The 12,482-nt window shown below is 52.7% G+C and carries 12 protein-coding genes; 7 read left to right on the forward strand and 5 right to left on the reverse strand.

Annotated features, from left to right (window positions below):
• Window positions 1–95 precede the first annotated feature (95 nt).
• On the reverse strand, window positions 96–509 hold the full coding sequence (locus PGQ95_RS22805; protein WP_087858124.1) for a CoA-binding protein: 414 nt from the start codon (window positions 507–509) through the stop codon (window positions 96–98).
• 157 nt (window positions 510–666) lie between these two features.
• Between PGQ95_RS22805 and mgsA the strand changes: the two genes are divergently transcribed.
• Window positions 667–1,125: a methylglyoxal synthase gene (gene mgsA / locus PGQ95_RS22810; RefSeq protein ID WP_015367424.1), complete on the forward strand. Its 459-nt coding sequence runs from the start codon at window positions 667–669 to the stop codon at window positions 1,123–1,125.
• A 30-nt stretch (window positions 1,126–1,155) separates the two neighbouring features.
• Here the strand turns inward: mgsA and helD are convergent, their stop codons facing one another.
• Window positions 1,156–3,210, reverse strand: coding sequence for a DNA helicase IV (gene helD / locus PGQ95_RS22815; protein ID WP_430919427.1), 2,055 nt, complete (start codon window positions 3,208–3,210; stop codon window positions 1,156–1,158).
• A 123-nt stretch (window positions 3,211–3,333) separates the two neighbouring features.
• Here helD and PGQ95_RS22820 point away from each other — a divergent pair, with 123 nt between their 5' ends.
• A complete protein-coding gene (locus PGQ95_RS22820; RefSeq protein WP_020079238.1) occupies window positions 3,334–3,780 on the forward strand; it encodes a YccF domain-containing protein in 447 nt (148 codons plus the stop codon).
• Between the two features lie 17 nt (window positions 3,781–3,797).
• Window positions 3,798–5,933, forward strand: a complete 2,136-nt coding sequence (gene yccS / locus PGQ95_RS22825) for a YccS family putative transporter (RefSeq protein WP_087858126.1) — start codon at window positions 3,798–3,800, stop codon at window positions 5,931–5,933.
• Here yccS and PGQ95_RS22830 read toward each other — a convergent pair.
• On the reverse strand, window positions 5,921–6,544 hold the full coding sequence (locus PGQ95_RS22830; RefSeq protein ID WP_183269027.1) for a TfoX/Sxy family DNA transformation protein: 624 nt from the start codon (window positions 6,542–6,544) through the stop codon (window positions 5,921–5,923). The two genes, yccS and PGQ95_RS22830, sit on opposite strands and share 13 nt — an antisense overlap.
• 449 nt (window positions 6,545–6,993) lie before the next feature.
• Here PGQ95_RS22830 and sulA point away from each other — a divergent pair, with 449 nt between their 5' ends.
• The gene (gene sulA / locus PGQ95_RS22835; RefSeq protein ID WP_087858128.1) at window positions 6,994–7,503 is read left to right on the forward strand and encodes an SOS-induced cell division inhibitor SulA; all 510 of its coding nucleotides are present in this window, start codon (window positions 6,994–6,996) and stop codon (window positions 7,501–7,503) included.
• 352 nt (window positions 7,504–7,855) lie between these two features.
• On the forward strand, window positions 7,856–8,908 hold the full coding sequence (gene ompA / locus PGQ95_RS22840; protein ID WP_087858164.1) for a porin OmpA: 1,053 nt from the start codon (window positions 7,856–7,858) through the stop codon (window positions 8,906–8,908).
• A gap of 93 nt (window positions 8,909–9,001) precedes the next feature.
• Here ompA and matP read toward each other — a convergent pair whose 3' ends face one another.
• Window positions 9,002–9,454, reverse strand: a complete 453-nt coding sequence (gene matP, locus PGQ95_RS22845) for a macrodomain Ter protein MatP (protein WP_087858129.1) — start codon at window positions 9,452–9,454, stop codon at window positions 9,002–9,004.
• A 185-nt stretch (window positions 9,455–9,639) separates the two neighbouring features.
• On the opposite strand from matP, the gene PGQ95_RS22850 reads away from it, so the two are divergent.
• Together PGQ95_RS22850 and fabA are read left to right on the forward strand one after the other, a co-directional pair.
• Window positions 9,640–11,397 carry an AAA family ATPase gene (locus PGQ95_RS22850; protein ID WP_087858130.1) on the forward strand — a complete coding sequence of 586 codons (1,758 nt, stop codon included), beginning with the start codon at window positions 9,640–9,642 and terminating at the stop codon, window positions 11,395–11,397.
• Between the two features lie 69 nt (window positions 11,398–11,466).
• Complete coding sequence (gene fabA / locus PGQ95_RS22855) at window positions 11,467–11,985, forward strand: bifunctional 3-hydroxydecanoyl-ACP dehydratase/trans-2-decenoyl-ACP isomerase (protein ID WP_015704907.1); 519 nt, start codon at window positions 11,467–11,469, stop codon at window positions 11,983–11,985.
• Between the two features lie 93 nt (window positions 11,986–12,078).
• Here fabA and rmf read toward each other — a convergent pair whose 3' ends face one another.
• Complete coding sequence (gene rmf, locus PGQ95_RS22860) at window positions 12,079–12,246, reverse strand: ribosome modulation factor (RefSeq protein ID WP_015704906.1); 168 nt, start codon at window positions 12,244–12,246, stop codon at window positions 12,079–12,081.
• Between the last annotated feature and the right edge of the window lie 236 nt (window positions 12,247–12,482).

A 12,482-nucleotide genomic window follows, 5' to 3' on the forward strand; every position in this document is an offset into this window, starting at 1 on the left:
GATGGAATTGTTAGAGTAGTAAGCGAGAAGTAACAATAGCCCCCCTTACAGGGGGCATTCTCAAAAGCCACCTTCTAAGAAGGTGGTCTTTTACTTTACTTCGCCAGCCCAAGCCGCGGAATTTCAATCGCAGGACAGCGGTCCATCACCACATTTAACCCCGCTTCACGCGCCATTACCGCCGCCTGTTCATTAATAACGCCAAGCTGCATCCATAGCGTTTTCGCCCCGATGGCGACAGCCTCTTGCGCCACGCCCCACGCCGCTTCGGAATTGCGGAACACATCGACCATATCGACCTTTTCAGGTACCTCCGCCAGGGTGGCATAGCCTTGTTGACCGAGCAGCGTTTTGCCCGCCACCTTGGGCGAAACCGGGATGACGTGATATCCCTGTTCCAGCAGATATCGCATGACCCGATAGCTCGGGCGGTCTGGCTTGTCGCTGGCGCCTACCAGCGCAATTGTCCGGGTGGTAGTCAGAATGCCGGCAATATCGTTCTCTTTCATCATAATCCTCCTGCGCTTTAGCCCTAGTGTAAGCTAATCCGGGTAAACCAGCCATCCAGCCTAACTCACAGATACGGCAAAATTTTTCTCCCCGACGCTTGCAGCATCAGTCACTTCCAGTAATCTGTCTGCAAGTTAATATAAGTGGAACCCCATTATGGAACTGACAACACGTACCTTACCCGCACGCAAACATATCGCGCTGGTAGCACACGATCACTGTAAAGATCTGCTGATGAAATGGGTCGAACGTCACCAGGCGCTACTGGCACAGCACCAGCTTTATGCTACCGGGACCACCGGCAATCTGGTTTCACGCGCCACCGGGCTGGAAGTAAAAGCAATGTTGAGCGGCCCGATGGGCGGCGACCAGCAGGTGGGCGCGCTGATTTCGGAAGGGAAAATTGATGTACTGATCTTCTTCTGGGATCCGCTGAATGCAGTGCCGCACGATCCTGACGTCAAAGCGCTCCTGCGTCTGGCGACGGTTTGGAATATTCCGGTAGCCACGAATGCCGCCACCGCTGACTTTATCATCCAGTCGCCGGACTTTAATCAACCGATTGAAATTCTTATCCCTGATTACCAGCGCTACCTTGCCGAGCGCCTGAAGTAATACCCGCGGCGGCCTCAAGGCCGCCGATGCTCAGGGCTTTCGCGCCACCGGCGCGCCCAGTTCCTGCAGCATCTCAACAAACGGCGATGGTCGTTCTTTATTGAACAGCAGCCAGACCCGCAGGCGGGCGCGGGTTATCGCCACATACAGTAGCCGACGCTCTTCAGCATCAGGGAAATCTTCCGGCTGTGGCAGCAATGCCTGTTCCATTACCGACTCTCTGGCCGGCGCCGGGAAGGCGTCATCACCCTCCTGCAAGCCCAACACAATAACAAAATCGGCCTGCTGGCCTTTGCTGGCATGAATTGTCATAAAATCTAGCTGCAGATGCGGCCAACGCGTTGCGGCCTTTTCCAGCGCGGCGGGTTTCAGATGGTGATAGCGCGCCAGCAACAAAATCCGCTGTTCGGGTTTAACGTAGCCGCTTAGCTTGTCGAGCAGATCGTCGAGTTTATCTTCGGGCAGCAGGGTCACCGCTTTCTTATCGCCAGCGGTCAGGCTATTCAGCGGCTTAGCCAACTGATGCGGGTTTTGCTGAATAAAACCGTTGGCGATCTCGCCGATACGACCGTTAAATCGATAGGTGGTATCCAGCGCGCAACAGTCCCCTTCGCCAAAGTAGTGGTTAAATGCCGTCGTTAAAGAAAGCTGCGCGCCGCTAAAGCGATAAATCGCCTGCCAGTCGTCACCGACGGCAAATAACGTCGTCTGCTTATTTTGCCGGCGCAGCGCCGCCAGCAGCTCAGCGCGCTGTGGAGAGATATCCTGAAATTCATCCACCAGAATATGTTTCCAGGGGCTCACAAAACGGCCTTTATCCAGTATGTTGACCGCCTGGTGTATAAGCCCTGAGAAATCAACGGCATTCTCCTCTTTTAACGCCGTTTTCCAGGCTTTCAGCAGCGGGGCCATCAGTTTCACACGCTTATTAAAGAGGTCGCGTACCTCTTCAGGCGCGCTGGCGATCATCTCCGCCTGCGAGCCGCCATGCATACGCATCAAACTAACCCAGCGGTCAAGACGACCGGCCAGACGACACAGCAGCGCGCGATCCTGCCAGAAATCGCCTTCGTCAATCTGCCACTCCATCTCATCCATCAACCACTGACGCCAGCCTTTAGCCTGCGCTTTTTTCTCCTGACACTGCTGCTGCCAGGCCTTCAACAAAAGCTTTTGCCGGGCGGCGGTATCGTTTTCCAGCTTACTGATCGCCGGCACCTTCTTGCTGCCCTGCTGAATAATATGTAACGCCAGTGAATGGAAAGTCCGCGCAGCAATCTCGTCGGTTCCCAATCGCTCCTGAATACGTTCATCCATTTCCTGAGCAGCCTGACGGCCAAAGGCCAGTAGGAGGATCTGATCGGCTGCCGCCTCGCCGCGATTTAACAGCCACCCTGCACGAGCAACCAGTACCGAGGTTTTGCCGCTTCCGGCGCCGGCAAGTACCAGCAACGAACGCTCGCCGTTAACCACCGCCCGCGCCTGCGCCGGGTTAAGTGGCGAAGACTCAATCTTATCGAAGAAACCGCGATACTGTTCCAGCATGGCTTCGGTATAGGCTTGATTATGCGCCAGGCGAGCCTCGTCGATATCGCTAAGCCAGCATTGACACTGGCGCCACAGTTCGCGGCAGTTATCGAATTCATCCAGACGGCTCTCAGGAAAAGGCAGTCCGGTTAAGGCTCGGCGTATCTTCGCCTGAACATCGGCGACCTGCTGGCGGGTCAGCCACTTACCTTCGGCGCTGGCGCGTTCAATTTCACTTAACTGTTGGCGCAGTAATTGCGCGGCAATTTCGCTCATCTCCGCGCTCCACTGCTGCCAAAGATTATTGAGATGATGATAGAAATGCTGCGTCTCAGCCCATTCGGTACCATGCAAACGCACAACTTTGCTTTCAGGCAGCGCGAACTCCAGCTCGCCCCACACCAGACCGCGCTTACATTGAACTGACAATAACTGATTGAAAGGTATAAGATACTCATGACGATCGCCGGAGACTTTAACCCCGGCATTCAGCAACTGCACCCTATCATAAGGATGCTGCGCCATGCGTTTGCCCAATGTTGTCGCTTTAAGTTCCATATATCGCCAAATTTCAATCAGTTTGAATGTTTTTAAGTTTAACCGCCCGCGAGCAGGTGCTCCAGCGCAAAAAAACGTTACAATTGTCGGGTCTTATTATCCATAGGGTTAAACAGAGGGTTTATGCGTACCATTCTGAATATTTTGAACTTTGTTCTTGGCGGTTTCGCCACCACGCTCGGTTGGCTACTGGCGACGCTGGTCAGTATTATTTTGATCTTCACGTTACCGCTGACGCGTTCATGTTGGGAAATCACCAGGCTATCGCTTTTCCCCTACGGTAATGAAGCCATTCATGTTGATGAACTGGAACCTGAAGCAAAAAACAGCTTACTGAACGCGGGCGGCACTATTTTGAACATTTTGTGGTTCATGTTCTTTGGCTGGTGGCTATGCCTGATGCATATCTTCAGCGGTATCGCCCAGTGCCTGACCATCATTGGTATCCCTGTCGGGATCGCCAACTTTAAAATTGCCGCCATTGCGCTTTGGCCAGTAGGACGCCGCGTGGTCTCCGTTGAAACGGCGCGCGCCGCGCGCGAAGCCAACGCCCGCCGTCGCTTTCAGTAATTGTACGGAACACTGTTATGTTAAGCCCCCTGCTCCGCCGTTATACATGGAATAGCGCCTGGTTATATAACGCCAGGATATTTATTGCGCTTTGTGGCACCACGATTGCGCCGTGGTGGATTGGCGAAGTCAAACTCACCATCCCGTTAACGCTTGGCGTGGTTGCCGCGGCGTTGACCGACCTTGACGATCGCCTTACCGGGCGGCTACGTAATCTCGCCATTACGCTGGTCTGTTTCTTTATTGCTTCAGCGTCGGTGGAATTATTGTTTCCATGGCCGTGGCTGTTTGCAATTGGCTTAACTCTGTCTACAACTGGGTTCATCCTGCTCGGCGGGCTGGGTCAACGCTATGCCACCATTGCTTTCGGCGCCTTACTGATCGCTATCTACACCATGTTAGGGGTCACTCTGTATAATAGCTGGTACCTGCAGCCGCTCTTTTTGCTGGCTGGGGCCATCTGGTACAACGTATTAACGCTCGCCGGGCATCTTATTTTTCCCATCCGCCCGCTGCAGGATAACCTTGCGCGCAGCTATGAACAGCTGGCGCAGTATCTCGAACTTAAATCCCGACTGTTCGATCCGGATATCGAAGATGAAAGTCAGGCGCCGTTGTACGATCTGGCGCTTGCTAACGGCAAGCTGGTCGCGATGCTTAACCAGACGAAAGCGTCTTTACTGACGCGCCTGCGCGGTGACCGCGGGCAACGTGGTACTCGTCGCACCCTGCAGTACTATTTCGTCGCCCAGGACATTCATGAACGTGCCAGCTCATCGCATATTCAGTATCAGACGCTTCGCGACCATTTCCGCTACAGCGATGTGATGTTCCGCTTCCAGCGGATGCTGTCGATGCAGGCACAGGCGTGTCAGAAACTCTCCCGCGCCATCCTCTTACGCATTCCGTATCAGCACGATGCGCACTTCGAACGCGCCTTTATGCATCTCGACGCGGCGCTGGATCGCGTCCGCGCCAGCGGCGCGCCGCAAGATCAGGTCAAAGCGCTGGGTTTTCTGCTCAATAACCTGCGCGCCATTGATGCGCAATTGGCAACCATCGAATCGGTGCAAACCAGCGTGCTGGCCAGCAACCACCCCGAAAACCTGCTTGCAGACGATCGCCCCAGCGGGTTTAGCGACATTTGGTTACGGCTGCGCAGTAATATGACCCCGGAATCGGCGCTTTTCCGCCACGCGGTGCGGATGTCGCTGGTGCTGTGCGCGGGCTATGCCTTTATTCAGTTTACCGGCCTCAACCACGGTTACTGGATTTTGCTCACCAGCCTGTTTGTTTGTCAGCCTAACTATAACGCTACCCGGCATCGCCTGGCGTTAAGGATCATCGGTACATTGATTGGCGTCGCGATCGGCCTACCGGTGCTGCTGCTGGTTCCTTCGGTCGAAGGCCAACTGCTGCTCATAGTACTAACCGGTGTGCTGTTTTTCGCTTTTCGCAACGTCCAGTATGCGCATGCCACTATGTTTATCACGCTGCTGGTACTGCTGTGCTTTAACCTGTTGGGCGAGGGATTCGAAGTCGCTTTACCGCGTATCCTCGATACATTAATCGGCTGCGCTATCGCCTGGGCGGCAGTGACCTTTATCTGGCCAGACTGGAACTTCCGTAATTTACCTCGCGTACTGGATCAGGCTATCAACGCTAACTGCCGTTATCTGGACGCTATTCTTGAGCAGTATCATCAGGGGCGCGACAACCGTCTTGAGTATCGCGTCGCCAGGCGTAATGCACATAACCGGGATAGCGAGCTGGCATCAGTGGTATCCAATTTATCCACAGAGCCCAAAGCCGATAACACAATGCGTGAAACGGCATTCCGCCTGCTGTGCCTGAACCATACTTTTACCAGCTATATTTCCGCATTGGGGGCGCACAGGGAAAAGCTGACGACTCCGGAAATACTGGCGTTACTCGATGATGCCGTCTGCTACGTTGATGATGCGCTGCATCATTCTCCCGCGGACGAACAGCGCGTTCAGCTGGCGCTCAGCAATCTGCAATCGCGAATTCAGCATCTGGAACCGCGAGCCGACAGTAAGGAACCATTGGTCCTGCAGCAGATTGGGCTACTGCTCGCACTGCTGCCCGAAATATGTCGCCTGCAGCGCCGGATTGCCGGTCAACCGGAGTAATCCTCCACGCCGTATCCTTGCGTATTAGCCCACTCCCGTAGCTCCTGGCGCCGCTGCGCCGGGAGCGCGGCGGAATGGGTGCCGGCAATCGCGCCCGCCAGGGACTCGAGGACATTGATTGATATTCCTTTATTATGCTCCCTCAATTTTAACCAGCTTTTTTCCGCACCGATTGTACGCAGCATTTTCACATCGGTTATTCCAGCATGAATCAACATCAATTCCATGTGGAAGCTGATATTAGGCAAATCCTTTAGCCTGCCGGAATCACGCTGATGCTGCTTTTCGCTACGCGCCGTATGCAATGACAGTTTAGAGAGATGAAACAGCATTTTACTGTCCTGCCATAATGCTTCATCTATACGGTAATATTTTAGCGCCACCGGCCGACCATTTTTGCGCATGATTAGCATTGGGCTATGATGCTCGACCCGATATTCTGCGCTTTGCTCACACACTCTAAGATAGATTTCGCCCTCGGCCACCATGGCAAACACGGTATTCTCTATCGCCAGGCTGTATCCGCCAAATAAAGGCCGGCTACTGATTTTGCCTAAGGGGGAAAGGCACTCCTGAAACTGGAGGAACCGTAATTTTGAAATTTTCTTCATGATCATTCCTTTGGTAATCATGGACATAAAAGTAATTTTATTAACGGATCCGTTATTGAAGAAAATAAGTGAGTTCGTTTTGTGCAGCAAGATGAATTTTGGCTTCATTTCAACCAGCTCGCCGTTTTGCGAGGCGCTTTCAGGAAAAAGTTATTCTGCAAATCCTGTTGCAGAGACTCGCTGAATACTTAAGCAATGTTAATTGATGAACAGCATATCGGCCCCATTGACGACATGGTCGGCAGCCGTGAAGTAGAGATTAATGGAGGAGAATGTCTCCAGCGGGTTCAGCACAGAGACCGTGAATTCATATAAATAAGTCGCTGCGGCTCTGATTCATAGGCGAGGAGAGTGAATAAAATATATGCGAAAATGGGAAAATGAGGTTGACGTTAACCCCTGGCAGATATACTGTATATGCATACAGTAACTCACAGGCGGGATAGACTATGTTTACTTCAGCTCACGCAAATCGTTCACCACTGACTTCGGCTTCAGTACGTCGCCCTTCGCACAGCGTCGTCGAACATTCAGCCACTGGGCTGATTAGTGAAATCGTCTATCGCGAAGATCAACCCATGATGACGCAGCTTTTGTTGCTACCTTTATTACAACAGTTGGGCCAGCAGTCGCGCTGGCAACTGTGGCTCACGCCGCAGCAAAAGCTGAGTAAAGAATGGGTACAGTCGTCCGGCCTGCCGCTATCAAAAGTGATGCAAATTAACCAGATGTCGCCCTGCAACACTCTGGAATCGATGATTCGCGCTTTACGTACCGGGAATTATAGCGTGGTTATCGGCTGGCTGGCGGATGAACTCACTGAACAAGAGCATGAACGTCTGGCGCAGGCTGCAGAAGAAGGTCATGCGATGGGCTTTATCATGCGTCCGGTGAGAAATACAAGCCAGCCTGGGAGACAATTAAGTGGGCTAAAAATTCACTCAAATTTATATCATTGAGTGAAATTAGGATTAATCCTGGAATTTTTTTTGCCTCATCAAAAACCATTCTCACAAAGTGGTTAATTTCAGTGAGATCCCGGTGTGGTGCGGTTTTGCGACTTTTTACCGTGTTCACAAATTAACCATATTTGTTAAATATTGTGTATACAACCCTTTTTTTTCATATGCCTGACCGAGTTCACACTTGTAAGTTTCTAACTAAGTTGTAGACTTTACATCGCCAGGGGTGATCGGCTTACGCTGCATGTATCAGCATAGTTAACAACGAGTCACGCCCCCGGTGAAGGATTTAACCGTGAGGTCTTATGTACCTTCATGGCGAATTTTGGATGATAATGAGGCGCAAAAAATGAAAAAGACAGCTATCGCGATTGCAGTGGCACTGGCTGGCTTCGCTACCGTAGCGCAGGCCGCTCCGAAAGATAACACCTGGTATGCAGGTGGTAAACTGGGTTGGTCCCAGTTCCATGACACCGGCTGGTACAACAGCAACCTGAACAACAATGGCCCGACCCACGAAAGCCAGCTGGGCGCTGGTGCGTTCGGTGGTTATCAGGTTAACCCGTACCTCGGTTTCGAAATGGGTTACGACTGGCTGGGCCGTATGCCTTACAAAGGCGACAAAGTTAACGGCGCATTCAAAGCTCAGGGCGTTCAGCTGACCGCTAAACTGGGTTACCCGATCACTGACGATCTGGACATCTACACCCGTCTGGGCGGCATGGTATGGCGCGCTGACTCCAGCAACAGCATCGCTGGCGACAACCACGACACCGGCGTTTCCCCAGTATTCGCTGGCGGCGTTGAGTGGGCTATGACCCGTGACATCGCTACCCGTCTGGAATACCAGTGGGTTAACAACATCGGCGACGCAGGCACTGTAGGCGTTCGTCCGGACAACGGCATGCTGAGCGTTGGTGTTTCTTACCGTTTCGGTCAGGAAGACAATGCACCGGTTGTAGCTCCGGCTCCAGCTCCGGCTCCGGAAGTCACCACCAAGACCTTCACCCTGAAGTCTGACGTACTGTTCAACTTCAACAAAGCAACTCTGAAACCAGAAGGTCAGCAGGCTCTGGATCAGCTGTACACCCAGCTGAGCAACATGGATCCGAAAGACGGTTCTGCAGTTGTTCTGGGTTACACCGACCGCATCGGTTCCGAGCAGTACAACCAGAAACTGTCTGAGAAACGTGCTCAGTCCGTTGTTGACTACCTCGTAGCTAAAGGTATCCCTTCTAACAAGATCTCTGCTCGCGGTATGGGCAAATCTGATCCGGTTACCGGCAACACCTGTGACAACGTGAAAGCTCGCGCTGCACTGATCGACTGCCTGGCTCCGGATCGTCGCGTAGCGATCGAAGTTAAAGGTTACAAAGACGTAGTAACTCAGCCGCAGGCTTAAGTTTTCTACGATAAAAAACCCCGCTTATGCGGGGTTTTTTTTGGCCTGATTTTGAGTTCAAAGGAAAAATAAAGAGCGACATCGTAGCGGGACTTACTCTTTTCCTAAGAGCACCTGCAGATCGTGCTTCAGGCTCGACATCTTGCTGGCATATTTTTCTTTATGCTCGGCGTCTTCAATCAGCTGTACGATGGTTTCTGATAATGTCTTTCCTCGCCGTTGGGCAAGCCCGGCCAGGCGTTGCCATACAACGAACTCCAGATCGATGGACTTTTTCCGCGTATGCTGATGCTCGGCGTTAAAATGACGCTTGCGTCGTGCGCGAATAGTCTGCTTCATCCGGTTAACCAGCTCCGGATTCATATGCTGATCGATCCAGGTATTCACCAGAACAGGTTCATTTTCGAGCGTCAGCAAGACATCGACCGCGGCTTGCGCAGCGCTGGCTTCAATGTAGCGGGTAATCAGCTCACCTTCCCGGTGCTTCTTTACCAGATATTTCCATTTCCAGCCGCTTTCAAGGTTTTCCAGTTGTTGATATTTCATTGCGATCTCAATGTGACCGTGTAACTCATTTCAGGATATCAGTTTTTTCTGGATGTGCTGAGAATAAATCATCTTTCGTGATGTGGACGATTCCATTATCAGCGTGATAAACGCAATCCTCCGTGTGCTCAGACGCGGCTTCGGGTATAATCGCTCGTTTTACATCTGACTAAAAAACAGCGACTTTGACCATTACGAAACTTACCCGAAACGACCTCGCTCCTGATACGGAAAGTTATCAGGCGCTGTTTACCCAGGTCAATCTCGCCGAGACAGAGGCATCCCTCGCCGGCGATCTACAGCCCCGTTTATTTTATGCGCTGGAACAGCTTCTGATCACGCCAGCCATTTCATCTTTTATGCTGGTAAAGGCGCCGGAAGAACCGGAATATCTGCATTGGGTGGCCGAAGCCGCCCGCAGCCTGCAGCAATCCACAACAGCGCTCTTCGGTGTACGCTATCAGGTCAACGGCGGCAACGTAACCATGTCGCCGGCACAAAGCGCGGAAGACAATTTTGCCAGCAACGGTCCGGTTGAGTCGGCCGACTGGATTGAAGCGGAGCAGCTCTTTGGTTGCGTACGCCAGTTTAACGGCGAAATTTCGCTGCAGCCGGGTCTGGTGCACCGCGCGAACGGTGGCGTCCTGTTGCTCTCCCTGCGTGCGCTACTGGCCCAGCCGCTGCTATGGATGCGCCTGAAGAACATGGTGACCCGTCAGCGTTTTGATTGGTTGTCCATTGACGAATCCCGCCCTCTTCCCGTTAGCATTCCCTCCATGCCGCTGAACCTGAGGATCATTCTGATCGGCGAGCGCGATGCGCTGGCTGACTTTCAGGAGATGGAACCGGAACTCGCGTCGCAGGCCATTTACAGCGAGTATGAAGACAACCTGCAGATAGCCGATGCCGACACCCTGAAACTCTGGTGCCAGTGGGTCTGGCAGAATGCTCGTCAGCTTTCGCTGCCGGGGCCGGCGGCGGACGCATGGCCGCTGCTGATTGCAGAAGGCGCGCGAGACACCGGCGATCAGGAGACGCTTCCGCTTTCCCCTCTCTGGATTAGTCGCCAGCTGCGTGAAGCGGCAGCCTTCTGCGAAGGCGAATTGATTAGCGGCGCGGAAATGCAAACCATGCTTGAGCGCCGTGAATGGCGTGAAGGCTATCTTGCCGAGCGGATGCGCGATGAAATTCTTCTCGATCAGATAATGATTGATACCGAAGGCGAATGCATCGGTCAGATCAACGCCCTGTCGGTAATCGAGTTTCCAGGCCACCCGCGCGCCTTTGGCGAACCTTCGCGCATCAGCTGCGTAGTGCATATCGGCGATGGCGAATTTATTGATGTTGAACGCAAAGCTGAACTGGGCGGCAATATTCACGCCAAAGGCATGATGATCATGCAGGCCTTTATCATGTCCGAGCTTGAACTTGAACAGCAGCTGCCGTTTAGCGCATCACTGACCTTCGAGCAGTCCTACAGTGAAGTGGATGGCGATAGCGCCTCAATGGCTGAACTGTGCGCTCTCATCAGCGCGCTGGCCAATGTGCCAATCAACCAGAGTATTGCAATTACCGGTTCGGTCGATCAGTTCGGTCGCGTCCAGCCGGTCGGCGGACTAAACGAAAAGATTGAAGGTTTCTTCACCATCTGTCAGCAGCGCGGATTAACAGGCAAGCAAGGCGTCATTATCCCATCTGCCAACGTCCGCCATCTGAGCCTCGCCCAGGAACTTCGCCAGGCCGTGGCTGATGAGCAGTTCTTTATCTGGGCCATTGATGATGTTACCGAAGCCCTGCCGCTTCTCACCCAGCTGCAATGGGATGGTGAAGGACAAACGCTACGACAAACTATTCAGGAACGGATTGCGCAGGCGATGCAACAAGAGACTCGCCATCGTTTTCCATGGCCGCTACGCTGGTTAGGCGGATCAAATTCGAACTGATCGGACTTGTTCAGCTTACACGTGTTAGCTATCCTGCGTCCCGAACTCAAAATAAGGCTTACTGAAAACATGGTAGATAAACGCGAATCCTATACAAAAGAAGATCTTCTTGCCTCTGGTCGTGGTGAACTGTTTGGCGCGAAAGGCCCGCAACTGCCGGCGCCGAGCATGCTGATGATGGACCGCGTCGTCAAGATGACCGAAACCGGCGGCAACTACGACAAGGGTTACGTTGAAGCTGAGCTCGACATCAACCCGGACCTGTGGTTCTTCGGTTGTCACTTCATCGGCGACCCGGTAATGCCTGGCTGTCTGGGTCTGGACGCAATGTGGCAACTGGTTGGCTTCTATCTGGGCTGGCTGGGCGGTGAAGGGAAAGGCCGTGCGCTGGGCGTAGGCGAAGTGAAATTTACCGGTCAGATTCTGCCGACGGCGAAAAAAGTCACCTATCGTATCCACTTCAAACGCATTGTAAACCGTCGCCTGATCATGGGCCTGGCGGATGGCGAAGTGCTGGTTGATGGTCGTCTGATCTACTCTGCAACTGACCTGAAAGTAGGTCTGTTCCAGGATACTTCCGCGTTCTGATTTACCTTCCGTACTTATTCTGAAGTACAAAAGGTCCTGAAGCACAAAAGGCGAAGCCTTCGCAGAGCGAAGGCTTCTTTTTTAAAGAGACAGTCAGGCAGTTTGCACCCTGTCCTCCATGGCTTCTCGCCAACCTCCTAGCCAATGGGACCTCTGATTAAGGGTCTGGTAGGGACACATTTCTTTCGATCTGCCGGTAATGCCGGCCTGATATCCACGCTGATGTGCCCGTTCCAGGCGATCTCGTTTTTGTCTCTTCATGCCTCGTTTCCCTCATTATTTGATCTGGTGGAAAAGAAAACAGTGGTCACTAAATATGCAACCACGTATAACCTTTACCGCGAAACGCAGGCAGCGTCAATGCGCAAAATTCACGCCAGTGTCATATTTGTGAGCTATATGAAAGTTCATTTGTACAAAAATCGTGAGCCAGCACAACTATCAATCTGAAGCGACAAATAAAAAAAGCCGCGGCGATTTTTCAGGTCGCGGCGGCT

It is taken from the genome of Klebsiella sp. 141240 (assembly GCF_050600805.1).
GTDB lineage: Bacteria > Pseudomonadota > Gammaproteobacteria > Enterobacterales > Enterobacteriaceae > Klebsiella > Klebsiella aerogenes.

What these genes read in the sequence shown, in the direction of transcription:
- fabA (WP_015704907.1), top strand. Translation starts at nt 11,467, where the DNA reads ATGGTAGATAAACGCGAATCCTATACAAAAGAAGATCTTCTTGCCTCT.
- rmf (WP_015704906.1), bottom strand. Translation starts at nt 12,246, where the DNA reads ATGAAGAGACAAAAACGAGATCGCCTGGAACGGGCACATCAGCGTGGA.
- sulA (WP_087858128.1), top strand. Translation starts at nt 6,994, where the DNA reads ATGTTTACTTCAGCTCACGCAAATCGTTCACCACTGACTTCGGCTTCA.
- helD (WP_430919427.1), bottom strand. Translation starts at nt 3,210, where the DNA reads ATGGAACTTAAAGCGACAACATTGGGCAAACGCATGGCGCAGCATCCT.
- ompA (WP_087858164.1), top strand. Translation starts at nt 7,856, where the DNA reads ATGAAAAAGACAGCTATCGCGATTGCAGTGGCACTGGCTGGCTTCGCT.
- matP (WP_087858129.1), bottom strand. Translation starts at nt 9,454, where the DNA reads ATGAAATATCAACAACTGGAAAACCTTGAAAGCGGCTGGAAATGGAAA.
- PGQ95_RS22805 (WP_087858124.1), bottom strand. Translation starts at nt 509, where the DNA reads ATGAAAGAGAACGATATTGCCGGCATTCTGACTACCACCCGGACAATT.
- PGQ95_RS22830 (WP_183269027.1), bottom strand. Translation starts at nt 6,544, where the DNA reads ATGAAGAAAATTTCAAAATTACGGTTCCTCCAGTTTCAGGAGTGCCTT.
- yccS (WP_087858126.1), top strand. Translation starts at nt 3,798, where the DNA reads ATGTTAAGCCCCCTGCTCCGCCGTTATACATGGAATAGCGCCTGGTTA.
- PGQ95_RS22820 (WP_020079238.1), top strand. Translation starts at nt 3,334, where the DNA reads ATGCGTACCATTCTGAATATTTTGAACTTTGTTCTTGGCGGTTTCGCC.
- mgsA (WP_015367424.1), top strand. Translation starts at nt 667, where the DNA reads ATGGAACTGACAACACGTACCTTACCCGCACGCAAACATATCGCGCTG.